At 71.9% G+C, this 21,369-nt stretch carries 19 protein-coding genes and 1 riboswitch; of the genes, 7 read left to right on the forward strand and 12 right to left on the reverse strand.

The features are described 5' to 3' along the window. Nucleotides 1-29 precede the first annotated feature (29 nt). From AAFF41_RS08430 to AAFF41_RS08445, 4 genes are read right to left on the reverse strand one after another with little or no spacing between them, the layout of a single operon-like run. Nucleotides 30-1,256 (reverse strand): XdhC family protein, encoded by a 1,227-nt coding sequence (locus tag AAFF41_RS08430; RefSeq protein ID WP_319745449.1) that lies wholly within the window; start codon nucleotides 1,254-1,256, stop codon nucleotides 30-32. Further along, nucleotides 1,249-3,399, reverse strand: coding sequence for a xanthine dehydrogenase family protein molybdopterin-binding subunit (locus AAFF41_RS08435; RefSeq protein ID WP_343323780.1), 2,151 nt, complete (start codon nucleotides 3,397-3,399; stop codon nucleotides 1,249-1,251). The genes AAFF41_RS08430 and AAFF41_RS08435 overlap by 8 nt, the downstream gene beginning before the upstream one ends. Beyond that, entirely contained in the window at nucleotides 3,396-4,388 is a 993-nt protein-coding gene (locus AAFF41_RS08440) for an FAD binding domain-containing protein (protein ID WP_343323781.1), read from the reverse strand. The genes AAFF41_RS08435 and AAFF41_RS08440 overlap by 4 nt, the downstream gene beginning before the upstream one ends. Further along, nucleotides 4,385-4,963 carry a (2Fe-2S)-binding protein gene (locus AAFF41_RS08445; RefSeq protein ID WP_415925832.1) on the reverse strand — a complete coding sequence of 193 codons (579 nt, stop codon included), beginning with the start codon at nucleotides 4,961-4,963 and terminating at the stop codon, nucleotides 4,385-4,387. Before AAFF41_RS08445 ends, AAFF41_RS08440 begins: the two co-directional genes overlap by 4 nt. Nucleotides 4,964-5,173: 210 nt before the next feature. Between AAFF41_RS08445 and AAFF41_RS08450 the strand changes: the two genes are divergently transcribed. The 3 genes from AAFF41_RS08450 to AAFF41_RS08460 all read left to right on the forward strand — a co-directional run bounded on the left by AAFF41_RS08450 (nucleotide 5,174) and on the right by AAFF41_RS08460 (nucleotide 8,763). Then, on the forward strand, nucleotides 5,174-5,764 hold the full coding sequence (locus AAFF41_RS08450; RefSeq protein ID WP_319745440.1) for a TetR/AcrR family transcriptional regulator: 591 nt from the start codon (nucleotides 5,174-5,176) through the stop codon (nucleotides 5,762-5,764). 330 nt (nucleotides 5,765-6,094) lie between these two features. Beyond that, nucleotides 6,095-8,188 carry an NAD-dependent DNA ligase LigA gene (gene ligA, locus AAFF41_RS08455; protein WP_343323782.1) on the forward strand — a complete coding sequence of 698 codons (2,094 nt, stop codon included), beginning with the start codon at nucleotides 6,095-6,097 and terminating at the stop codon, nucleotides 8,186-8,188. Between the two features lie 107 nt (nucleotides 8,189-8,295). Next, nucleotides 8,296-8,763 carry an SGNH/GDSL hydrolase family protein gene (locus AAFF41_RS08460; protein ID WP_319745436.1) on the forward strand — a complete coding sequence of 156 codons (468 nt, stop codon included), beginning with the start codon at nucleotides 8,296-8,298 and terminating at the stop codon, nucleotides 8,761-8,763. Nucleotides 8,764-8,794: 31 nt separating this feature from the next. On the opposite strand, the gene AAFF41_RS08465 is transcribed toward AAFF41_RS08460, so the two are convergent. Next, on the reverse strand, nucleotides 8,795-10,159 hold the full coding sequence (locus AAFF41_RS08465; RefSeq protein ID WP_060897995.1) for an FAD-dependent oxidoreductase: 1,365 nt from the start codon (nucleotides 10,157-10,159) through the stop codon (nucleotides 8,795-8,797). 151 nt (nucleotides 10,160-10,310) lie between these two features. Here AAFF41_RS08465 and AAFF41_RS08470 point away from each other — a divergent pair, with 151 nt between their 5' ends. Then, nucleotides 10,311-11,522, forward strand: coding sequence for a PP2C family protein-serine/threonine phosphatase (locus tag AAFF41_RS08470; protein WP_415925831.1), 1,212 nt, complete (start codon nucleotides 10,311-10,313; stop codon nucleotides 11,520-11,522). A 2-nt stretch (nucleotides 11,523-11,524) separates the two neighbouring features. Here AAFF41_RS08470 and AAFF41_RS08475 read toward each other — a convergent pair whose 3' ends face one another. The 4 genes from AAFF41_RS08475 to AAFF41_RS08490 are packed head-to-tail and all read right to left on the reverse strand — an operon-like array spanning nucleotide 11,525 to nucleotide 14,404. Continuing rightward, nucleotides 11,525-11,764, reverse strand: a complete 240-nt coding sequence (locus AAFF41_RS08475) for a hypothetical protein (RefSeq protein ID WP_319745432.1) — start codon at nucleotides 11,762-11,764, stop codon at nucleotides 11,525-11,527. Further along, a complete protein-coding gene (locus AAFF41_RS08480) occupies nucleotides 11,764-12,171 on the reverse strand; it encodes a hypothetical protein (RefSeq protein ID WP_319745430.1) in 408 nt (135 codons plus the stop codon). Before AAFF41_RS08480 ends, AAFF41_RS08475 begins: the two co-directional genes overlap by 1 nt. A gap of 47 nt (nucleotides 12,172-12,218) precedes the next feature. After that, nucleotides 12,219-13,703 carry a sensor histidine kinase gene (locus tag AAFF41_RS08485; protein WP_319745428.1) on the reverse strand — a complete coding sequence of 495 codons (1,485 nt, stop codon included), beginning with the start codon at nucleotides 13,701-13,703 and terminating at the stop codon, nucleotides 12,219-12,221. After that, entirely contained in the window at nucleotides 13,700-14,404 is a 705-nt protein-coding gene (locus tag AAFF41_RS08490; RefSeq protein WP_343323783.1) for a response regulator transcription factor, read from the reverse strand. The genes AAFF41_RS08485 and AAFF41_RS08490 overlap by 4 nt, the downstream gene beginning before the upstream one ends. Before the next feature lie 300 nt (nucleotides 14,405-14,704). Between AAFF41_RS08490 and AAFF41_RS08495 the strand changes: the two genes are divergently transcribed. From AAFF41_RS08495 to AAFF41_RS08505, 3 genes are all read left to right on the forward strand, one after another. Next, a complete protein-coding gene (locus AAFF41_RS08495; protein ID WP_343323784.1) occupies nucleotides 14,705-16,066 on the forward strand; it encodes a diacylglycerol/lipid kinase family protein in 1,362 nt (453 codons plus the stop codon). Between the two features lie 115 nt (nucleotides 16,067-16,181). Next, nucleotides 16,182-16,352, forward strand: a riboswitch (cyclic di-AMP (ydaO/yuaA leader). A gap of 8 nt (nucleotides 16,353-16,360) precedes the next feature. Beyond that, entirely contained in the window at nucleotides 16,361-17,869 is a 1,509-nt protein-coding gene (locus tag AAFF41_RS08500; RefSeq protein WP_319745422.1) for a C40 family peptidase, read from the forward strand. A 165-nt stretch (nucleotides 17,870-18,034) separates the two neighbouring features. After that, the gene (locus AAFF41_RS08505; protein WP_343323785.1) at nucleotides 18,035-19,216 is read left to right on the forward strand and encodes a hypothetical protein; all 1,182 of its coding nucleotides are present in this window, start codon (nucleotides 18,035-18,037) and stop codon (nucleotides 19,214-19,216) included. A 72-nt stretch (nucleotides 19,217-19,288) separates the two neighbouring features. On the opposite strand, the gene AAFF41_RS08510 is transcribed toward AAFF41_RS08505, so the two are convergent. From AAFF41_RS08510 to AAFF41_RS08520, 3 genes are all read right to left on the reverse strand, one after another. Continuing rightward, entirely contained in the window at nucleotides 19,289-19,894 is a 606-nt protein-coding gene (locus AAFF41_RS08510; RefSeq protein WP_319745418.1) for a GOLPH3/VPS74 family protein, read from the reverse strand. Between the two features lie 173 nt (nucleotides 19,895-20,067). Then, the gene (locus AAFF41_RS08515; protein WP_075025472.1) at nucleotides 20,068-20,241 is read right to left on the reverse strand and encodes a CsbD family protein; all 174 of its coding nucleotides are present in this window, start codon (nucleotides 20,239-20,241) and stop codon (nucleotides 20,068-20,070) included. A 216-nt stretch (nucleotides 20,242-20,457) separates the two neighbouring features. Further along, the gene (locus AAFF41_RS08520; protein WP_319746061.1) at nucleotides 20,458-21,360 is read right to left on the reverse strand and encodes an SGNH/GDSL hydrolase family protein; all 903 of its coding nucleotides are present in this window, start codon (nucleotides 21,358-21,360) and stop codon (nucleotides 20,458-20,460) included. Between the last annotated feature and the right edge of the window lie 9 nt (nucleotides 21,361-21,369).

The raw sequence follows: 21,369 nt of genomic DNA on the forward strand, positions 1-21,369 counted from the left end.
CTTGAGTTGTCGGACTTCATGCGCCGTTCTCAGGCAGCCTCCCGCGCCCCGGCCGCGCCGGTCCCCCGCCCGCCCCCGTCGCGGTGGATCGGTGTCCTGGAGCCGGTCAGAGGAGCGCCTGTCCCACCCTCCCGGGCTGCGACGATCTCCGCCGCGATGGACAGCGCGGTCTCCTCGGGCGTACGGGCCCCGAGGTCGAGCCCGATCGGGGATCTCAGGCGGGCCAACTCCCGCTCGCCGAGGCCGACTTCGCGCAGCCGCCGCTCACGGTCCTCGTGCGTGCGGCGTGACCCCATGGCGCCGACGAACGCCACCGGCATGCGCAAGGCCGCCTCCAGCAGCGGTACGTCGAACTTGGCGTCGTGAGTGAGCACGCACAGCACCGTGCGGTCGTCGGTCACGGTCCGCCGGAGGTAGCGGTGCGGCCAGTCGACCACGATCTCGTCGGCGTCGGGGAAGCGGACCCGGGTGGCGAAGACCGGGCGGGCGTCGCACACGGTCACGTGATAGCCGAGGAACCTGCCCACCCGTACCAGCGCCGTCGCGAAGTCCACGGCGCCGAAGACGATCATTCGGGGCGGCGGCACGCTCGACTCGACGAGCAGGGTCACGCCACCCGGGCAGCGCGCGCCGTCCTCCGACAGTTCGAGGGTGCCGGTGCGGCCCGCCGACAGCAGGGCCCGTGCCTCGGCCACCGCCGTGCGGTCCAGCTCCGGACGACCGCCGAGGCTCCCCTCGTGGGAGACGCCCGGGCCTCCCGCGTACGACGTGGACAACCGGGACGGGTCGGATGCCCCGAAGGAGTCGGACGAGCCGTCGGGGCGGACGAGCAGCACCCTCCCCAGCAGTTCCACCGGTCCCCGGGCCACCCGGGCGACGGCCGCCGCCTCACCCCGGGACGCCGCCGCCAGCGCCGCCGCGTACACCGGCCGCTCAGGCGCGTCCGCGCGCACCGGGGTGACCAGGACCTCGATCACCCCGCCGCAGGTCAGCCCCACCGCGAAGGCGTCCTCGTCGCTGTAGCCGAACCGTTCCAGCACCGTCCGGCCGTCCTGGAGCGCCTGAACGCACAGGTCGTACACGGCGCCTTCCACACAGCCGCCGGAGACCGAGCCGACGGCCGTGCCGCCGCTGTCGACCGCGAGGGCGGCGCCGGGGCCGCGCGGGGCGCTGCCGCCGACGCTCACGACGGTGGCGACGGCGAAGTCCCGTCCCTCCTCGGCCCACCGGTTCAGCTCGTCGGCGATGTCAAGCATCCCGGTCCTCTCCCGTGCCCGCCAGCAGCACCCGGTCCGGGCGGATCGGCAGATTCCGGTGACGTACACCCGTCGCGTGCCAGACCGCGTTGGCGATCGCCGCCGCCGCTCCGACGACCCCGATCTCGCCGATGCCCTTGATGCCGACCGGGTCCCCGGGGTCGGGGTCGTCCACCCAGTCCGCCTCGATGTCGGGCACGTCGGCGTGCGCGGAGAAGTGGTAGCCGGCGAGATCGGCGCCGACGTGACCGCCGCTTGCCCGGTCGCGGTGAGCCTCCTCGTGCAGGGCCATGGACAGGCCCCAGATCATGCCTCCGACGAACTGACCGCGCGCGGTCAGCGGGTTGACGATCCGGCCGGCCGCGAAGATGCCGAGCATCCGCCGCACCCGCACCTCCCCGCTGGTGACATCCACGGCGACCTCGGCGAACTGGGCACCGAAGGAGTGCCGTTCCTTCTGCTCCAGCGCGCCGACCGCCTGTGAGGTGTCCGAGCGTGCGGTGATCCCCTCCGGCGGAATGCCGCCGCCCAGGGCCAGCCGCTCGCGCAGCTCGTCCGCCGCGACCCTGATCGCCCAGGCCCAGGAGCGGGTGCCCATCGAGCCGCCGGCGATCATCGCGAAGCCGAAGTCGCTGTCCGCGATGCGCATCCGGATGCGCTCCGGCGCCACCTCCAGCGCGTCCGCGGCGATCAGGGTGAGGGCGGTGCGGGCCCCGGTCCCGATGTCGGACGCGGTGATCCGTACGGTGAAGCTGCCGTCCGGCTCGGCCGTCACGGCCGCCGTGGACGGGGCGGACAGCACGGGGAACGTGGACGCGGCCGTGCCGGTCCCGAGCAGCCAGCGGCCCTCGCGGCGGACACCGGGACGCGGGTCACGGTCCGCCCAGCCGAACCGGCGGGCCCCCTCCTCGAAGCACGCGAGCAGGTTGCGGCCGCTGAACGGCAGCCCGGAGACGGGGCCGACGGCCGGTTCGTTGCGGGCGCGCAGCGCGATCGGGTCGAGTCCGCACTTCTCGGCGAGTTCGTCGAGCGCGGACTCCAGCGCGAACGAGCCCGGCGCCTCGCCGGGCGCCCGCATCCAGCTCGGGGTCGGCACGTCGAGCGGTACGACACGGGTCTGCGAGTGGTGCGCGTCGGAGTCGTACATCGCGCGCCCGAACTCGGCGCACCGCTCGACGAACTCGTACACGGTCGAGGTGAGGCACTCGGCCCGGTGGTCGAACGCGCGCAGCCGGCCGTCCGCGTCGGCGCCGAGCCTGACCCGCTGGGCCGTGGGGCTGCGGTAGCCGACCAGCGAGAACATCTGGCGGCGGGTCAGTACGACGCGTACGGGGCGCTGGAGGACGGTCGCGGCCATCGCGGCGGCGACCGAGTGCGGGCGGGTGCCCTTGGAGCCGAAGCCGCCGCCGACGTGTTCCGAGCGCACCCGCACCGACTGGGGGTCGAGCGAGAAGAGCTTCGCGAGCTCGTCCGCCACGAACCTGCTGCCCTGGTTGGAGTCGATGACCTCGAGCCGGCCGCCGTCCCAGCGCGCGATCGCCGCGTGCGGCTCCATGGGGCTGTGGTGCTCCTCCGGAGTGCTGTACTCGGCGTCCACGACGACGGCGGACGCGGCGAGCTCGGCCTCCAGGTCGCCCTTGTCGGCGGCGGGGGCGCTCTCCGGCGCGTACACCCCGGGGAGCCCGGCGGCGAACACGACGTCGTGCGGCTCCTCGTCGTACGTGACGACGAGGGCCTCGGCGGCCTCCCTGGCCTGCTCGGGCGTCTCGGCGACGACCAGCGCCACCGGCCAGCCGACGAACGGGACCCGGTCGTGCTGGAAGATCTGGGCGATCGGGTCGGGCGCCCCGAAGGCGTTCGTGTAGTCGCCGTTGAGACGCGGGGCGTTCTCGTGGTGCAGGACGGCGACGACGCCCGGCATCGCGAGGACGGGCGCGGACTCCACCACGCGAATCCGGCCACGGGCCACGGTGGACAACACCAGCCAGCCGTGGGCGAGTTCGGGATACGGGACCTCGCCCGCGTAGCGCGCCGCCCCGGTGACCTTGGCCACGCCCTCGACGCGGGTGTGCGCGGCACCGACGGCCCCGAACGTCGCGGTCGCCGCCGCCGTCGCGGTCGTGGTGGCGGTCGTGCCGGTCATCGGGCCACCTCCTCGGTGAGTTCGGTCAGCATCGCCACGACGAGATTGCGCATCAGGGGCACCTTGTATCCGTTGTGGGGCAGCGTCCGGGCGGCCGCGAGCTCGGCGTCCGCGGCGGCGGCGAAGGCCTCGGCGCTCGCCGGTCCCCCGGTCAGCGCCCGTTCGGCCGCACGGGCCCGCCACGGCCGGGAGGCCACCGCCCCGAACGCGAGGCGCACTTCGCGCACGACACCGTCGTGGACGTCGAGTGCGGCGGCGATCGAGCCGATCGCGAACGCGTACGAGGCGCGCTCGCGCACCTTGCGATAGCGGGAGCGGGCGGCGACCGGGGCGGCCGGCAGGGTGACGCCGGTGATCAGTGCGCCGGGCGGCAGGGCGGTCTCCAGGTGCGGGGTGTCACCCACCGGCAGATAGAACTCCGCGAGCGGCAACTCCCCCGACCCGTCCGCCGTTTCGTACGAGACGACGGCGTCGAAGGCGGAGAGGGCCACGGCCATGTCCGAGGGGTGCGTGGCCACGCAGTGCGCGGAGATACCGAGGATGGCGTGGTTGTGGTGCTCGCCCTCGACGGCCGGGCAACCGCTGCCGGGGACCCGCTTGTTGCAGGGCTTCGCCAGATCGGTGAAGTAGCCGCAGCGGGTGCGCTGGAGCAGGTTTCCGCCGACCGTGGCCATGTTGCGCAGCTGACCGGAGGCCCCGGCCAGCACGGCCTGGGTCAACGCCGGGTAGTGGCGCCGTACGTCGGGATGGGCGGCGAGGTCGCTGTTGGTCACCGTCGCGCCGATCCGCAGCCCGCCGCTCCTTGTGAACTCGACGCGGTCGAGGGGGAGTTCACGCACGTCGACGAGCCGGGCGGGCCGCTCCACCCCGCTCTTCATCAGGTCGACGAGATTGGTCCCACCGCCGAGATAGCGCGCGTCCGGGTCGGCGCCCAGCAGGGCGACCGCGCCGGTGACGTCGTAGGCGCGCTCGTAGTCGAACTCCCTCATGCCGCCGCCTCCTTGGTCGCGGACGACCGCGTATCGGACGACTGTGCCGCCCGCGCGACGGCCTGCACGATCGACACGTACGCGCCGCACCGGCACAGGTTGCCGCTCATCCGCTCACGGATCTCCTCGGGCGTGAGCTGCGGAACCCCCGCTTCGGGCCGTACGTCCGCGGTCACGGCGCTCGGCCAGCCCGCCGCGTGCTCCTCGATCACCGCGAGGGCCGAACAGATCTGGCCGGGCGTGCAGTAGCCGCACTGGTAGCCGTCGAGGTCGAGGAAGGCCTGTTGCACGGGATGCAGCCGCTCACCGTCCGCCACCCCTTCGATGGTGGTGATCTCGCGTCCCTCGGCGGCGACGGCGAGTTGCAGACAGGAGACGGCCCGGCGTCCGTCGAGCAGCACCGTGCAGGCGCCGCACTGGCCCTGATCGCAGCCTTTCTTGGTACCGGTGAGATCGAGACGCTCACGCAGCGCGTCGAGCAGGGTGGTGCGACGGTCGACGGGCAGCGTGTACTTCTCGCCGTTGACGTGCAGGGTGATGGTGCTGGACGTCGAGGTCGTGGCGCTGGACGTCATGGGGGCCATGATCAGCCTTCTTTCGCCAGTCTGAGGGGGAAAGGAAGTCGCGAGAGGGCCGGGAAAAGGGAACACCGATGGTCCACACTGGCCGGATCCGGCGGTATGGTGAACCTAAGCGGACACCTGTCCGTTAATCATGAACCTATCGGACAGCTGTCCGCTTAGCAAGGCACCCGCCTGGCAGGGCGGAGGACGAAGGAGGCCCGAGTGCAGCAGAGGAAGCCCACCCCGCTGCGCTCGGACGCGCAACGCAATCGCGAGCGCATCCTCGAGGTGGCCCTGGCCGAGCTGACGCGGTCGGCGGACACCCCGCTCAGCGCGATCGCCAAGAAGGCGGGGGTCGGGCAAGGGACGTTCTACCGCAACTTCCCCCATCGCGAGGCACTCCTCCTGGAGATCTACCGCCACGAGGTGCAGCAGGTCGCCGACACCGCGGCGCAGCTGCTCGAGACGCGTGCGCCGGACCGGGCCCTGCGGGAGTGGATGGACCGCCTCGCCCAGTTCGCCATGACCAAGGTCGGCCTGGCCGAGGCCCTGCGCGCGACCACCCTCGCGCACGGCACCCTGACCCGGCTGGGGCACGGCGCGATGTCCTCGGCCACCGCGCTGCTCCTGGCGGCGAACGACAAGGCGGGCACCATCCGCCCGGGAGTGACCCCGGAGGACTTCTTCCTCTTCATCGCCGGTCTCTGGCAGATCGACGCGGACGGGGACTGGCAGCCGCGCGCCACCCGCCTTCTGGACCTCGTGATGGACGGCCTACGGGTGGGCGCGCCGGGTTCCGCGCCGCCCGAGTGAGCCGAGCCGCGGCCCGCGGGCCGTCGTCACCGACAGCCGCTCCCGCGCGCACGACGAAGCCGTCCGCCTGTACTCCCCCGTGGCGGACGGCTCGTGTCGCGGTGTTCAGAGATCGGGATCGGTGTCGGCGACGTAAGTGTCCTGGGCCGCTGGACGACACCCGCCGGGGCGGGCGACGGGATTCGAACCCGCGTCTCTCTCTTGACAGGAGAAGTAGCCGAAACCTTCGCACCTGAACGAGTTCACCGTAGTGGTCACCGCCGTCGCGGTCACCTGGTTTCCGACGTGCGGCAGACGCGTACCGGGGCGTTGTCAGTGGTGGCGTGCAGGATGGCGGGCATGACAACACCAGCCGCAGTGATCGTGGATGTTGCCGCCTACGCGCAGGCGGTCGAGGACGCCGTGAAGGCTTCGGCCGCCTACTACGCGGGCGGCACGTCAGTACTGGACGACGACACCTACGACCGGCTCGTGCGGGGCATCGCGGCGTGGGAGTCGGCTCATCCCGACGAGGTGCTGCCCGACTCACCCACCGGGAAGGTCGCCGGTGGCGCCGTGGAGGGCGATGTCCCGCACACGGTGCCCATGTTGAGCCTGGACAACGTGTTCTCGCCGGAGGAGTTCACCGCCTGGACCGCGTCGCTGGCCCGGCGGATCGGCCATGATGTCACACGGTTCGGTGTCGAGCCGAAGCTCGACGGGCTCGCGATCGCCGCCCGGTACACCCGTGGTCGCCTCACCCGGCTGATCACGCGTGGCGACGGGACGGCCGGGGAGGACGTCTCGCACGCCATCGGCACCGTCGAAGGCCTCCCGGCCGAACTCACCGAACCGGTCACGGTGGAGGTGCGCGGCGAAGTCCTGATGACCACCGCCCAGTTCGAGCACGCCAACGAGGTACGCACCGCGCACGGCGGCCAGCCGTTCGCGAACCCGCGCAACGCCGCGGCGGGCACGCTGCGCGCCAAGGACCGCGCCTACACCGTGCCGATGACCTTCTTCGGCTATGCCCTGCTGCCGCTGCCCGGCACTGAGGAAGCCCTCGCGGCACGGCTGGGCGAGGCCGCGCACAGCGAGCTGATGGCCCGGTGCGGCGAGCTCGGCGTGAACACCACCGCCGTCACCGTCGTGCCCGGGACCACGGCGGAGACCGCCGAGCAGGTCCTGGCCCGGGTCAAGGAGATCGCCGCGCTTCGGGCGGAGTTGCCGTTCGGGATCGACGGGATAGTCATCAAGGCCGACCTCGCCGCCGATCAGGAGGCCGCCGGATCCGGTTCGCGTGCGCCGCGTTGGGCGATCGCCTACAAGCTGCCCGCCGTGGAGAAGATCACCCGGCTGCTGGAGGTGGAGTGGAACGTGGGCCGCACCGGCATCATCGCTCCGCGCGCGGTCCTCGAACCGGTCGAGATCGACGGCTCCACCATCACCTACGCGACCCTCCACAACCCTGCCGACATCACCCGCCGCGACCTGCGTCTGGGCGACCACGTGATGGTCCACCGCGCCGGGGACGTGATTCCCCGCGTCGAAGCCCCCGTCGCCCATCTGCGCACCGGCGAGGAGCGGCCGATCGTCTTCCCCGAGGTGTGCCCGCGGTGCGGCTCCGCCATCGACACCAGCGAGCAGCGCTGGCGCTGCGAGAACGGCCGCAACTGCCATCTGGTCGCCGCCCTCTCGTACGCCGCGGGCCGCGACCAGCTCGACATCGAGGGCCTGGGTCACACCCGTGTCGTCCAGCTCGTCGAGGCCGGCCTGGTCGCCGATCTGGCCGACGTGTTCGCCCTCACGCGCGGCCACCTCCTCGCCCTGGAACGGATGGGTGAGACCAGCACCGACAATCTCCTCGCGGCGATCGGCGCCGCCAAGGGGCAGCCGTTGTCGCGGGTGCTGTGCGCGCTCGGCGTCCGCGGCACGGGTCGCTCCATGTCCCGTCGTATCGCCCGGTACTTCGCGACCATGGACCACATCCGTGCCGCCGACGCCGAAGCGATGCAGCGGGTCGAGGGCATCGGCACGGAGAAGGCCCCGTCCATCGTGGCCGAACTCGCCGAACTCGCCCCCCTCATCGACAAGCTCACCGCGGCCGGGGTCAACATGACCGAGCCCGGTGCCACTCCGCCCGTCACCGCCGACGACACCGACACCGGCGCCCTGGGCGCGGAGCCGGCGGGCGGGCCGCTGACCGGGATGGCGGTCGTCGTCACCGGAGCGATGACCGGCCCGCTGGAGAAGCTCAGCCGCAACCAGATGAACGAACTCATCGAGCGCGCCGGTGGCCGCTCCTCCTCCAGCGTCTCCAAGAAGACCACGCTGGTCGTCGCCGGCGAAGGCGCAGGATCCAAGCGCGCCAAGGCCGAGGACCTCGGCATCCGGCTGGTCGCACCCGACGAGTTCGCGACTCTGGTCGCCGACTACGTCGACTGAAGGCGGAGAGCTCGGCGGGGTTGGTGCCGCGGTCGGTGGCCTGAGGTGCGGTGAGGTCGTCGACGGTGGGGGCGGTGCAACTCATGCCGTGGACGTCGGCTGTTTCGATGCCGAGTTCGTGGGCGCCCAGAGCGGGGGTGGTGGTGGTCGGAGCGGTCGCATCCCGTGGGGGTTCCGGTCCGGGCGGGGGTGCCGGGGCCGGCGGTGCAGGAGTCACCCAGCGGCGCCCCCTATGGGCCCGGACCCCCACCGCCCTCGTCACCTTCGGCATCGGCGGCAACGACATCGGCTTCAGCGAACTGATCACACAGTGCGCCACATCCGGCATCCTCTACTTCGTCACCGGCAGCGGCGAGTACACCGGCAACCACGCCCCCTGCCGCGGCCAGTACGTCGACGGCACCACCGACACCGTCCGACACAAGATCAACACCGTGGGCGACCGGCTCGCCGACACCCTGGCCGAGGTCAGACGTCGCCTTCCTCCACCAGGAGCAGCAGCAGCTCAACACCACCCTGCGGCAACGCGCCGAAGGGGTCCCGAGGTCAAAGGCCCTGAGGCCGAGGGGGCCTGAGGCCGAGGGGGCTCAGAGGAGCCCCCGAGGACTACGCGCCGCTCGCGCCGAGCATGTCCTCGCGCTCGACGATCTTCACGCGCTCCCGGCCCTGCGGTTCGCCCAGCGCCTTCTCCGCGGCGTCCAGGCGGTACCAGCCCTCCCAGGTGGTGAAACGGACGTCCCGCTCGCCGAGGAACGCGTCCACGGCCTCCGGATCGGGCGAGCCGGGCGTGTGCAGACGTCCGTTCGCGTGGTCGTCCAGCAGGCTGGCGACGGTCTCGTTGGCGTCGCCCTTGGTGTGGCCGATCAGACCCACGGGGCCGCGCCGGATCCAGCCGGTGACGTACGTCGACTGCAGGTGCTCGCCTGTCTCCTCGATCACCCGGCCGCCCTGGTCCGGGACCGTGCCCGACTCGGCGTCCCAGGGGAGCTTGGGCAGTTCGTCGGACAGATAGCCCACGGCGCGGTAGACCGCACCGAGGTCCCAGTCCTTGTACTCGCCGGTTCCCTTGACGTTGCCGGTGCCGTCGAGGGCGGTGCGCTCGGTGCGCAGGCCGACGACCTGGCCGTTCTCGCCGAGGATCTCGGTCGGGGACTCGAAGAAGTGCAGGAACAGCTTGTGCGGGCGGTCACCGATGTCGCGGATGGCCCAGTTCTCCAGGGTCTTGGCGACCATGTCGGCCTGCTTGTTGCCGCGCCGGGTCGCGATCGAACCCTCGTCGTAGTCGATGTCCTCGGGGTCGACGATGACCTCGATGTTCGGGGAGTGGTCCAGTTCCCGCAGCTCCATCGGGCTGAACTTCGCCTGCGCCGGACCGCGGCGGCCGAAGACGTGGACCTCGAGGGCCTTGTTGGCCTTGAGGCCGTCGTAGACGTTCTGCGGGATCTCGGTCGGCAGCAGCTCGTCGGCGGTCTTGGCGAGGATGCGGGCGACGTCGAGCGCCACGTTGCCGACGCCGAGGACGGCGACCTTCTCCGCTTCGAGCGGCCAGGTCCGTGCCACGTCCGGGTGACCGTCGTACCAGGAGACGAAGTCCGCCGCGCCGTACGAGCCGTCGAGGCCGATGCCGGGTATGTCGAGGGCCCGGTCCGCCGTCGCCCCCGTGGAGAAGATCACGGCGTCGTAGAAGGTGCGCAGGTCGTCGAGGTTGATGTCCCCCGGGTAGTCGACATTGCCGAAGAGACGTATCTGAGGCTTGTCGAGCACCTGGTGCAGGGCCGTGATGATGCCCTTGATCCGCGGGTGGTCGGGGGCCACGCCGTAACGGATCAGACCGAAGGGGGCCGGCATCCGTTCGAAGAGGTCGATGGACACACCGGGCTCGACCGCAACTGCGGACTTCAGCAGCGCGTCGGCAGCGTAGATCCCGGCGGGGCCGGCTCCGACAATGGCTACCCGCAGAGGGCGAGGCATGATCAGGTTCCCTTCGAACGGTGGCAGGGTGGCTCGTCGGGAAGCCTAAACTAAGGCAAACCTTAGTCAGTAGCCGGGTTGGATCTATGGCCCCATAAGCCGATCTTATGACCTGTCGCCGGGGAGCACGGGCCGCAGATTCGGGGGCAAAATGAGATATGTGGGTGTCCGGCGTGTGTCAGTGGACCGCCTCGTGGAGCAGCCGTCGGGCCGCGGACTGGTGGCAGTCCCACTCGCGCTGATCGTAGTGATCACTGTGGTGGACCTCCACTCCCCGACCAGCGTCCACCTGGGTCCGTTGCTGGTCATCGCCCCCGCCCTCACCGCCTCCCTGGCCGGCCCACGGCTGACCGCGGTCGTGGGGGTGCTGGCCGTGGCCGCCCAGGTCTTCATCGCGGTGTTCCACGGCGGGCTGACCACCGCCAACCACGTCGCGCAGATCATCGCCCTGACCGTGCTCTCCGCGCTGGTGGTCTTCGTCTGCCATGTACGCGAGCGGCGTGCCCGGGAGCTGAGCCGGGCGCGGTCGGTGGCCGAGACGGCTCAGCGGGTCCTGCTGCGACCGCCGCCCCGCCGGATCGGGCCCTTGCGCGTGGCCTGGCTGTATCTGGCCGCCGAGGACGAGACGCAGATCGGCGGCGACCTGTTCGCGGTCTCCCGCGCCGCCCAGCCCTCCACGCGGGTGATCATCGGAGACGTACGCGGCAAGGGTCTGGCCTCCATCGGCGAGGCCTCGGTGGTGCTCGGCTCGTTCCGCGAGGGCGCTCACCGGTACGCCACCCTGCCCGAGCTCACGGCGGCACTGGAGGTCAGCGTGTGCCGCGACCTGGAGGACGTGGCCGACACCGAGCACGACCCGGGCGAGCACTTCATCACCGCGCTCGTGCTCGACATCCCCGACGAGGGGCCGGACGCCTGGATGATCACCTGCGGTCATCCTCCGCCTCTCCTGCTGCGCAAGCAGGAGGTCACGGCCCTGCACCCGCGCCACCCCCTCCCGCCGCTGGGCATGTGCGAGCTGCCCGCCGCGAGCCACCGACCCGACCCGTTCACCTTCGAAACCGGTGACATCCTCCTGCTCTACACCGACGGCGTCATCGAAGCCCGCTCACCGTCGGGCGTCTTCTACCCGCTCCTCGAGCGGGTCGCCTCCTTTCCCGTCTCCAGCCCCGATGCCCTGATGCGGAACATCCACGACGACCTCCTCGCACATGTCGGCGACCATCCGGGCGACGACGCCGCCCTCCTGATCATCGAACGCAGCGCCTCGCACCACCCGCATCGACCTCGTTTCGCCACCCGTTCCGTCGACGGCCACCACCGGCTCCATCCCACCGGATCGCCCCCGTCGGCGGAACGCTGACCTCACTCCCGGGCCATGTCCGACTCCGCCGCGCTCGCCGCGGAATCGGCGTCGTCGACGAGTTTCCGCAGATGACCGAGGTCCGCGGAGGAGGTGGGTGCGGGCTGGCCGGTGGTCTGCGTGCCCCGTGCTGTCTGTGTGCTGTGCGTGCCCTGCGTGCTCTGTGCGCTCCCGCCGTGGCCGCATCCGGCCAGGAACAGCAGGGCGGCCAGTACGGCCGGCACGGTGTGGCGCGCGCGCATCAGTTCGTACGACCGTTGTCGTGGGTGCCGCACCACTTCTCGACGTCGGCCAGGTCCTTCTGGCGGGTCTCCAGGGTGGGGACCAGGGAACGCCGGACGGTGAGCCGGTCGTTCAGGTAGGTCTCGATCTGGGTGTGCCCCGCGGACTTGGCGTTCGCCACCCGCTGCTCGAGACGGGCGATGGAGCCACGCTGGGAAGCGTCCGCGCGCAGCCGGGTGAGGATCCGGTCGATCCGCCGGTCGATCTTCGGCGCGCGCTTGCAGAGCGCTGCCGCGCCGTCGCCCGTGGGGGTGCCGGACGGCGCGGGAGTCGCGGCGTCGGCGGTGGCGGCGCCGGCGGCGCCGAACAGCGATCCGGCGGCGACCAACGAGACGACCGAGATCACGGTCTTCCTGGTGCTTGGCATGACGAACTCCTCCGCGTTCACGGGCGACTGCCCTCTCGCCGGGAAAGCTAGGAGCCGTCTTTGTGGAATTCTTGTGGCCGGTCGGCGGTCGTGATCATCCAGTTGCGCGGGAGCGGAAGGGTGGCCTCCGTGTCCGGGGTGCCGTCGCTCAGCGGCAGGGTGACCTCGACGCGGGTACCCGGACCCGTGGGCCGGTCCAGTACCCGGATCCCGCCCCGGTGCAGGGCGATCTGCTGGGCGACCAGGGTCAGTCCGAGGCCGGAGCCGGGGCTGTCCGGTCGGCGGCGGAAGCGTTCGAAGACCTCGGTGCTCAGCTCGGGCGGGATGCCAGGGCCCCGGTCCTCGACGACGAGGAGCGCGTCGGCGCCGCTCGCACGCAAGGTCACCTCGACCTGCGGGGGCTGCCCGTCCGTGTGTCCGTGGACCAGGGCGTTGACGAGCAGGTTGTCCACCAGGCTCCGCAGTCCCGCCTCCCAGCCGTGTACGCGCAGCCCCGGTGCGCAGTGGCCGGCCACCCGTGCGTCCGGATGGCGTCGCCGCTGTTCCTCGGTGCTCGCCTCGACGAGGTCGGCGAGGTCGACCGGGCCGAAGGCGTCCGCCTCCACGAGGTCTCCGCGGCCGAGGTCGCGCAGCATGACGAGGACCCCGAGGAGGCGTGCGTGTTCGCGGCTCAGGTCGTGCAGCACTTCGTCGCGGTCGGGTCCGGCGAGCTCCGGATGCTCGGTGAGGATCTCCAGGTTGGTCTGCATGCTCATCAACGGGGTGCGCAGTTCGTGCGAGGCCGCCGAGGCGAAGGAGCGGGCGGTGGCCAGTGCCTCGGCGGTCCTGAGCGCCTGCTCGTCGTAGCGGGCCAGGACGGTCTGCAGGGTGTGTGCGAGGTCGTCGACCTCGGCGATCCGCGTCGGGGTGTGGTCCAGGCGGGTGGAACTGGAGCGGGGGTCGAGGCCGCTCGCCCGGCGTTGCAGACGGCGCAGCGGTGTGCTCGCCCGGGTGGCGACGGCCCAGGCGAGCAGCCCGGACAGCGGTGCGGCGAGCAGGGCGACGGTCACCACGCGCCGTCGGACCAGGCGCACCTGGGTGTCGGCGGCGGTGTCGGACGCGAACAGCCACAGGGTGCCGCGCACACCGGGGCGCGCCCCCGTCACCCGGGTCGACAGGATCCGCCAGCTCCTGCCGTCGGCACGGAGGGTGACCGGCACGGGCGCCCTGGCGGGCAGCGCCACGTCGGCCGCCGGTTGCGGGCCGCCCGTGAAGGTCTCCTCGGGGCCGATCAGTCGTACGCCCACGTCCAGGGCCGAGGTGAACACACGGCGTTCACGGGCCTGCTCCACCGCCGCCGACCGGTCGGCGGCGCTCGCCCGCAGCAGGCTCCGGGCGTCCTTGGCGACGGCCACCGCGCGCTCACGCAGATGCGTGTCCTGCTGATCGTGCAGATCCGCGGCGACCAGCCGCAGCAGCAGCCAGCCGGTGGCCAGTACCAGTACGGGCACGGTGGCGCCGACGGCCAGGGCGATCCGCGTGGACAGTCTCACGGCCGCTCCCGCGGGTCGTCGTCGCGCAGGACGAAGCCCACGCCTCGTACGGTGTGGATGATCCGGGAGCGCCCCGACGTCTCCAGTTTGCGGCGCAGATAGCTGACGAAGGTGTCCACCACGTCGGTGCGCACCTCGAAGTCGTAGCCCCATACGCGATCGAGGAGTTGGTCCCGGCTGAGCACGATGCCGGCGTTGCGGGCGAGGAAGTGGAGGAGTTCGAACTCGCGGCGGGTCAGTTCCACCGGCCGCCCGTCGAGGCTCACCCTGCGGGCGGCGGGATCCAGGAGCAGCCCGCCGGCCCGCACGGTGCCGCTGTCCCGTGGCGGCCTGCGCCGCAGCAGTGCCTCCAGCCGCAGGACCAACTCCTGCAGGGCGAAGGGCTTGACGAGGTAGTCGTCGCCGCCCGCCTGCAGGCCCGCGATCCGGTCGGCGGTCTCGTCGAGTGCGGAAAGCATCAGCACGGGTACGTCGTTGTCCTCGTCCCGCAGCGCCCTGCACACCTCGATGCCGCTGAGGTCGGGCATCGAGATGTCCAGCACGATCACATCCGGCGGCGTCCGCCGGACCACCGCCAGGGCCGGCCGGCCGCCGTCGGCCAGGTCCACGGCGAATCCGCCGAGCCTCAGGCCCCGCTCCAGCGAGCGGCGGATCGCCGCGTCGTCGTCCACGACCAGGACACGGCCGCGCTGCCCACTCATCACCACTGTCCCTCCCACACACCCCGGCGTACTGCCAGGGCCCGCCGCCGCCCATCGTGCATCAGCCACGACGGAACGGGCCCCGAGGGGTGGACCAAGGGTTCGGTGAGAACCGCCCGGACCGGCCCCGGTCGGCGCGGGCCCGGCGGAGCGTGGCGGTTGCGCGGGGCCTGACCCGACGGTTGCATACGACTGTGTCGTCGATGGCCGACCCCGCACACAGCCGACGACCCGCCGAACCAGGCCTCCGTGCGGCCGGGCCCACCAGGGCCGGACTTCTACGACGTCCGTGGAGGAGCGATGGGTGTGGACACGAGCGCGCAGGTCGGCCACGGGAAACGGTGGGCGGCCAGGGCCGCGCTGGTCGCGGCGGCGCTGGCGGTGCTGCTGCCGCTCGGTTACGGAGGCGTGGACGGCGTACTGCTGCTCTTCGCCGCGCTCCTCGGCGTGGCCGTCACGGCGGCGGCGCTGTGGTGGGCGCTGACCCGGCGCGGCCCGCTCCGCTGGGTGGCGGCCGTGCTGGCGGCCGTCGCGCCCGGCGCCGTGATCACCCTGTTCGCCGTGGCCGGGCTGCTCTGGGCCGTTCCCGTGTCCCTGGCACTGTGGACCGTGGCCGTCTGGAGCGGCCGGTACGCCCTGCGGAGCGACCGGACGCGCGCCCCGCGCCCGAAGGAACGCAGGGCACCACCACCGCGGCGCCCCTTCCTCGTCATGAACCCGCACTCCGGCGGCGGCAAGGTGGCGAAGTTCGGGCTGCGGGAGAAGGCGGAGCGGCTCGGCGCACAGGTCGTGCTCCTCGACCCGGACAAGCACCAGGACGTCACCGCGCTGGCCCGGGCCGCCGTCGCGGACGGCGCGGATCTGCTGGGCGTCGCCGGCGGTGACGGTACCCAGGCGCTGGTCGCGGCCGTCGCCGCCGAACACGGTCTGCCGTTCCTGGTGGTCTGCGCCGGCACCCGCAATCACTTCGCCATGGACCTCGGCCTCGACCGCGACGACCCGGCGACCTGTCTGGACGCCCTCACCGACGGCGTCGAACTCCGCGTGGACCTCGGCTTCGCCGGCGGCCACCCGTTCGTCAACAACGCCTCCTTCGGCGCGTACGCGGCGGTCGTGCAGAGTCCCGCGTACCGCGACGACAAGATCGGCACCATCCTGGACCTCCTGCCCGACCTGCTCACCCGCCAGCGCGGGCCGCGGCTGACCGCTCGCGCCGAGGACACGACGCTCGACGCCCCGCAGGCCGTACTGGTGAGCAACAACCCGTACCGCACCAACGATCCGGCCGGTCTCGGCCGCCGCGAGCGGCTCGACTCCGGGCTGCTCGGGGTCCTCGGCATCACGGTGGACAGCGCGGCCGAGGCCGCCGCGCTCGTACTGGACCCCGCGCCGGACGGACTCGCGGTCCTGACCGCCCGTGAGGTGGTCATCGACGCCGACCGCGCGGAGATCGAGGCCGGCATCGACGGCGAGGCCCTGGTCCTGCCCGCCCCGGTCCACTGCCGCATCGAACCCGGCGCGCTGCGCGTCCGCGTCCCCAAGGAACGGCCCGGCGTGCCGGAGGCTCAACCCTCCTTGGACTGGCGCCGATTGCGCACGCTCGCGGCGACCATGGGGCGCACGGCGGTCGTACGACATCCTGGTCGCGGCCGGGACACGTAGACGAAGGTCACAATTACATATCGGACAGTTCGCGCTCCAATCTTCACACCAGGCACACAAATTGGCTAAGTTGACGGTAGGCCGCACGACTCCCTCCGGCGAACCTCGCCGGGTCGCGCGACCTCCGCCGAATCCGGTGCCCCCGTGGCGACCGGAACCGGGACCCAACCGACCTTGGGGTGAATCGGCCCAACTGCCCGATCGGGCAAGGGCCGTAGGGCATGCCTTCCGGAATCTTCCGCCCGAACCCGACAGCCGGCCCGGTAGGCGGAGTACGGAAGGAGTACGGCTCCCATGGCGCCGGAACGAACCCCGCGCCCTGGAGGCAACAGCCTCCCTGGCCTGCCCGACTCCGCACGTGCGACGGCCGCCCTCAGTGGCGCGGACGGTCCGAGCCGCGAGGAGGTGCAGCAGCGGATCAGCTCCCTCTACGACCAGGCCGAGAACGCCGTCGGGTTCGTCAACGGGACCCGCGCCATGACCACGGGGAGCCGAAGCCGCGTCAACCCCGCGCCGGAAACCGCGCGCAGGCGCCGCGACCCCGCCCTCGACGACATCACCAAGACCTGGTTCGACGCGGCGCGCACGCAGCTGGGTCCGTCCGCGCCGGCCAGGCTGCCGGCCGACCGGATGCCGAACCGCCCGGCCGAGGCGCGGCCCACGGGCCCGGCGAAGCGGCCGGAGGACGGACTCGCCAACGGTGGGCGGGAGTTGACCGCCCGCCCCGTTCTGGAATTGACCGCGGGCCCCTCCGCCGAGGCGGCCGCCGGGCCCGTGGCCGAGTTGACGGGCAGAGCCGTCGCCGCGCTGCCGGCCGCGCCGGAGCCTGCGCCGCAATCCGCACAGGAGGCCGCCACGGCCCTGCTGCCCGCGCTGCCCGCCGGGCCGGGGCAGTCCTCGTTGAAGACGTCCAAGGCGAAGATCCAGCGCAAGCTGGCGCTGGCCCGTGAACTGGTGTCCGAGCACGCCGCGCGGTGGAACCCCGGGCCGGCGGCGATCGAGTCACGTCCGGTCGAGGGTGTCTGGCCCACCCCGGAGGACCAGGCTCGCCGGCAGGCCGAGGAGGAGTGGCAGCGACAGCAGTCGACCGCACTCGGCCCGGACATGTCCCTCGGCGCCGGGATGCCTCTCGGCGCGGACATGTCCTTCGACAGAGGCGTACCACCGGCCACGGACCTGTCCATGGGTACGGGGATGTCCATGGGTACGGGGATGCCGCTCGGCGCGGACATGTCCCTCGGCGCGGGGATGCCCCTGGCCGCGGGCATGACTCCCGGCGCGGACATGTCCTTCGGCAGAGGCGCACCGCCGGCCACGGACCTGTCCATGGGTACGGACATGTCCCTCGGCGCGGGGATGCCCCTGGCCGCGGGTATGCCCGTAGGCACGGGTGCCTCCACCGGCGCGGTCAACACGGCCGTCGGCGCGGCGGAGTCGGCGTACGGGGGGAAGGCCGCCAAGGCCCTCGCCTTCGCCCGCGAGCAGATCGGCAAGCCGTGTGTCTGGGGTGCGACCGGGCCTGACTCGTACGACTCCGCCAGCCTCGTCCAGGCCGCCTGGAGGGCCGCCGGGGTCGCACTTCCGCGGACCGTCCACGGTCAGGCGACCGCCGGTGCGGCGATTCCCCTGACCGACATCCAGTTCGGCGACCTGATCTTCTTCTATGACAACGTCAGCCACGTCGGCTTCTACACCGGCAACGGCATGATGATCCACGCCCCCAGCCCGGGTGCCTCGATACGCGAAGAGTCCCTCTTCTTCGCCGGACAGAAGGCGATTCACAGCGCGCTGCGCCCGGCGTGACGGACGCGGCGACGTCTCCAGTGCCTCAAAACACGCATAAGGCGCTGGAAGGGTCGAAGTTCCGCAATAGGGGATGTACGTGATCCACGTGGGCCTCGCCGCCCGACCGGCCACCCGCGCTGACCATACTGGGAGGCCACGCCGCCTCCCACCGCAAAGTGACTCATGCCCAAGCCCTCCACCGCCCGCGCCACCGCTCCGGAAACCGTCTGGCTGGCCGGCGGGCGCCACGTCGGGCCCGCCCCGCTGGAGATCCTCAGGGAGAACCTGCGGAGGCTGAAGGCCGACGAGACGATCCACGACTTCCTGGAGGCAGAGGACCCCTCGAACACCGAGGGCCATGTCTTCGAGGCGCGCTGGCTGGTCGACGACGCCGTCCCGGTTCGCGCACGGCTCACGACGGACGGACGCGAACACGCCGCCGAGGGAACCCGCTGGACGCTGGTGGCCGAGGCGGAACGGCCCTGGGACCTCGCGTGGCCCTCGCCCGCGACCATGTTCTGGCCCGAGGGGCACGAGGTCCCCTGGGACCACGACATCGTGGCCGGGCTCCGCCTGCGGGACATCAACCCGCTGCCGCAGGAGGACAAGACACTGCGCCGCCTGCTCAAGGAGGCAGCGCAGCACAGCTGGAGCATCAACGTCGTCATCCACGAGGCGATGACCACCGACGAACGCGGTCGCCTCCCGCTGGCCCGGCTGCTCCCGCCCGGTCTGCGTCACCGCGTCGTGGAACACCGCGCCGCGCCCGAGCAGTTCCAGACGGTCAACTGGGCGCTGTACGACCTGGGCGTACGGGTGCCGCGCGGCGGCGCCGTCATTCTGCCCGGTTCCCCCGCCCGGCCCGGGTACGACGAGCAGGACTGCACCGTACGCAGCGTGTTCCTCGACGGCTCGGAGCCGACGGAGCTCCTGGAGAAGGTCGTACGGTACGCGGCACTGCCCCGGCCGCTGCCGGAAACGGCGGAGGACGCCCTCACCGGCCTCCGGGAAGACTGGAAGCTGCTGACGCTGGAGGAGGCGCGGGCACTGGTGGCTGTCTACGCCGAGGCACTCGACGCCATGACGAGGTCGCGCGACCAGTACCGCGAGGCGACCGAACTCGCGCATGCGGCACTGGCCGAGCTCCGAGACCTCCGGACGAGTGCGTCCGGTGCACACGAGACGTCCGCCGGTCAGGAGGGCAACCCGCTCCACCAGCTGACGCGGACGTTCCAACGGGTCGCGGGCACCGTACGGGCACGGCGCGCGGCCCGCGACGACGGCCCGGACCGGGGCACCGACACGGGAACAGGCACCGGCACCGGCACCGGCACGCCCGAGAACGGGCCCGGCAGGGGCGAGTGATCGCTACCGGAAAACCGGTGCCGACCCGAGGTCACCCTCTGAACCCGGCGGGTCACGGCGCGCCCGCTCGCGTCACGCACCTCGCCAGAGGTTGGCGAACGCCGCGTTCTCGATGGACCGGCGCTGGCGTACCGCTTCCAGTTCCATGACCGCGTCGTTGACGGCGGCCAGCACGGTCGTCACCGCGTCGTCGGTCACGACCGGTACGTCCACGCCCTGCTCGGCCGGAATCCCGACGGCCGCCGCGAGGGAGACGAGGACGGGCTCGTCGGCGGCCCAGCGGTGCAGGGCCCGGCGCCGGGCGGGCGAGTCGACCACGACCATCCGGACGGCTCCGAAAGGCAGTCTGCGTCGGCGTTGCCGGGTCAGCTGACCGTCCGCCTCGAGGGCGGCCAGATGGACCGCGGCCAGGCCGCGCCCCCTGCGCCACAGCCAGTCCTCGACCGGCTCGTAGGGCACCTGACGTACGAGTGAGGACGCCGCCTCGGCCAGGAGGCGGTCCTCCGTCGTCGGCTGCGGGGCCGGCACGAGGCGGTCGCCGTCCAGGTGGACGGCGTCAGCGGCGAGGAGGTCGATCACCTCGGCCCCGGCGAGTGCGAGGGAGAGGTCGCCCTGCCCCACGGTGCGGTCCGGGTCCACGTCCATGGCGGTGATCAAGAGGTCCCTGGCCGTGGTCATAGATGGCTCCCCCACACAGTCTCCGGAGGGGCAAGCCTACGATCTTCGGAGGGGAAAGCCTACGAACCTCCACCGCTCGGCGCGGGTGCGCGCGGAGCGGAGCAGGGGCCCGTCGCTCCCTGCGACGGGCCCCCTGCTCCGTGTCAACCGTCCGCCCCACGAGCGGCCGGGCATCAGCCGCGGAAGATGTCCTTGGTCTTCTCCTTCGCCTGACGCGCGTCACCCTTGGCCTTCTCCACGCGCCCCTCGGCCGTCATCCGCTCGTTGCCCACGGCACGACCCGTGGTCTCCTTGATCTTGCCCTTGGCCTGCTCGGCCTTGGCCTTGGCTTTCTGGTCGCGAGCCATGGAACTCACCTCTCGGTGCTCTCGGCATCAGGTGCTCACTGACCCGTGTGACCCTGGGCAGATCGTGTAAACATGCCTGGTCCATGGAGTTCGCGGGGTCCGTGGGGTTCATGGGGTCCGTGGGGTCCGTGGGGTCCGTGGGGTCCGTGGGGTCCGTGGGGTCCGTGGGGTCCGTGGGGTCCGTGGGGTCCGTGGGGATCGCGCATCACGCAGGAGCTACAGCCGCCGGAGCACCGCCCCGGCCATGACCGCCTCGCCCTTGGCGTTGGGGTGTGCGGGGGCGGCGGGCGATGCGGGCTGCAGCGGCTCGATCCACCGGTCGGCGGGCGCCTTGCACATGTCGTGTCCGACGGTGGGTTTGTACGTGTCGACGTATTCGGCACGGCTGAACAGGGCCACCGTGCGCATCATCAGGTTGAGCCGCTTCCCGACGTCACGCAGGTAGGCGAAGTCCTTGGCGGCGAAGGGGACGGACGGATAGCAGCCGCTGCCGTCGTCGGGCAGGAGGTCCGGGTAGCCGACCACGAGCACGCGGGCGTGCGGGGCCCTGTCGTGCACGGCGCGCAGCACCCGCGCGATCTTGGGAGCCGTCTCGATGATGTTCCGCGTCAGCTGGTCGAAGCCCGAGGAGTTGTAGTACTGCTGGCAGGGGTTGCCCGACGGGTCCTTGGAACTCAGCGCGGCACAGGTGCCGATGATGGAGCCGAAGCCGATGTCGTTGCCGCCTATCTGCACGGTCACCAGATCCGTGGAGCGCTCGACGGCGTCCAGTTGCGGTCCGTTGGTTCCCTGCGCCTTCCACATGTCGTCGGTCGTCGCGCCGGCGCAGCTCACGTCCATGAACGTTCTCGTCGGCCGCCGCGCCGCGACGAGCGAGGGGTAGTTCTGGTCGGAGCGGGCGCAGTCGGCGTCCACCTGACGAGGAATCAGGGGTCCGGAGGTGTACGAGTCGCCGAGCGCCACGTAGTCGGTCCCCCGGTGGGAGTGCGGTCCGCTCGCGACGGCGGGAGACGCGGAGGCGACGCCGAGGAGCAGGACACCGCAACCGAGGGCGGCTCCCAGCGCGGAGGTGTGTCGTCGTCTTCGGATGGCGTCGCCCCGGACCACGTGATGGTTCATCATCTCTCC

The organism is Streptomyces mirabilis, assembly GCF_039503195.1.
GTDB classification, from domain to species: Bacteria; Actinomycetota; Actinomycetes; order Streptomycetales; family Streptomycetaceae; genus Streptomyces; species Streptomyces mirabilis_D.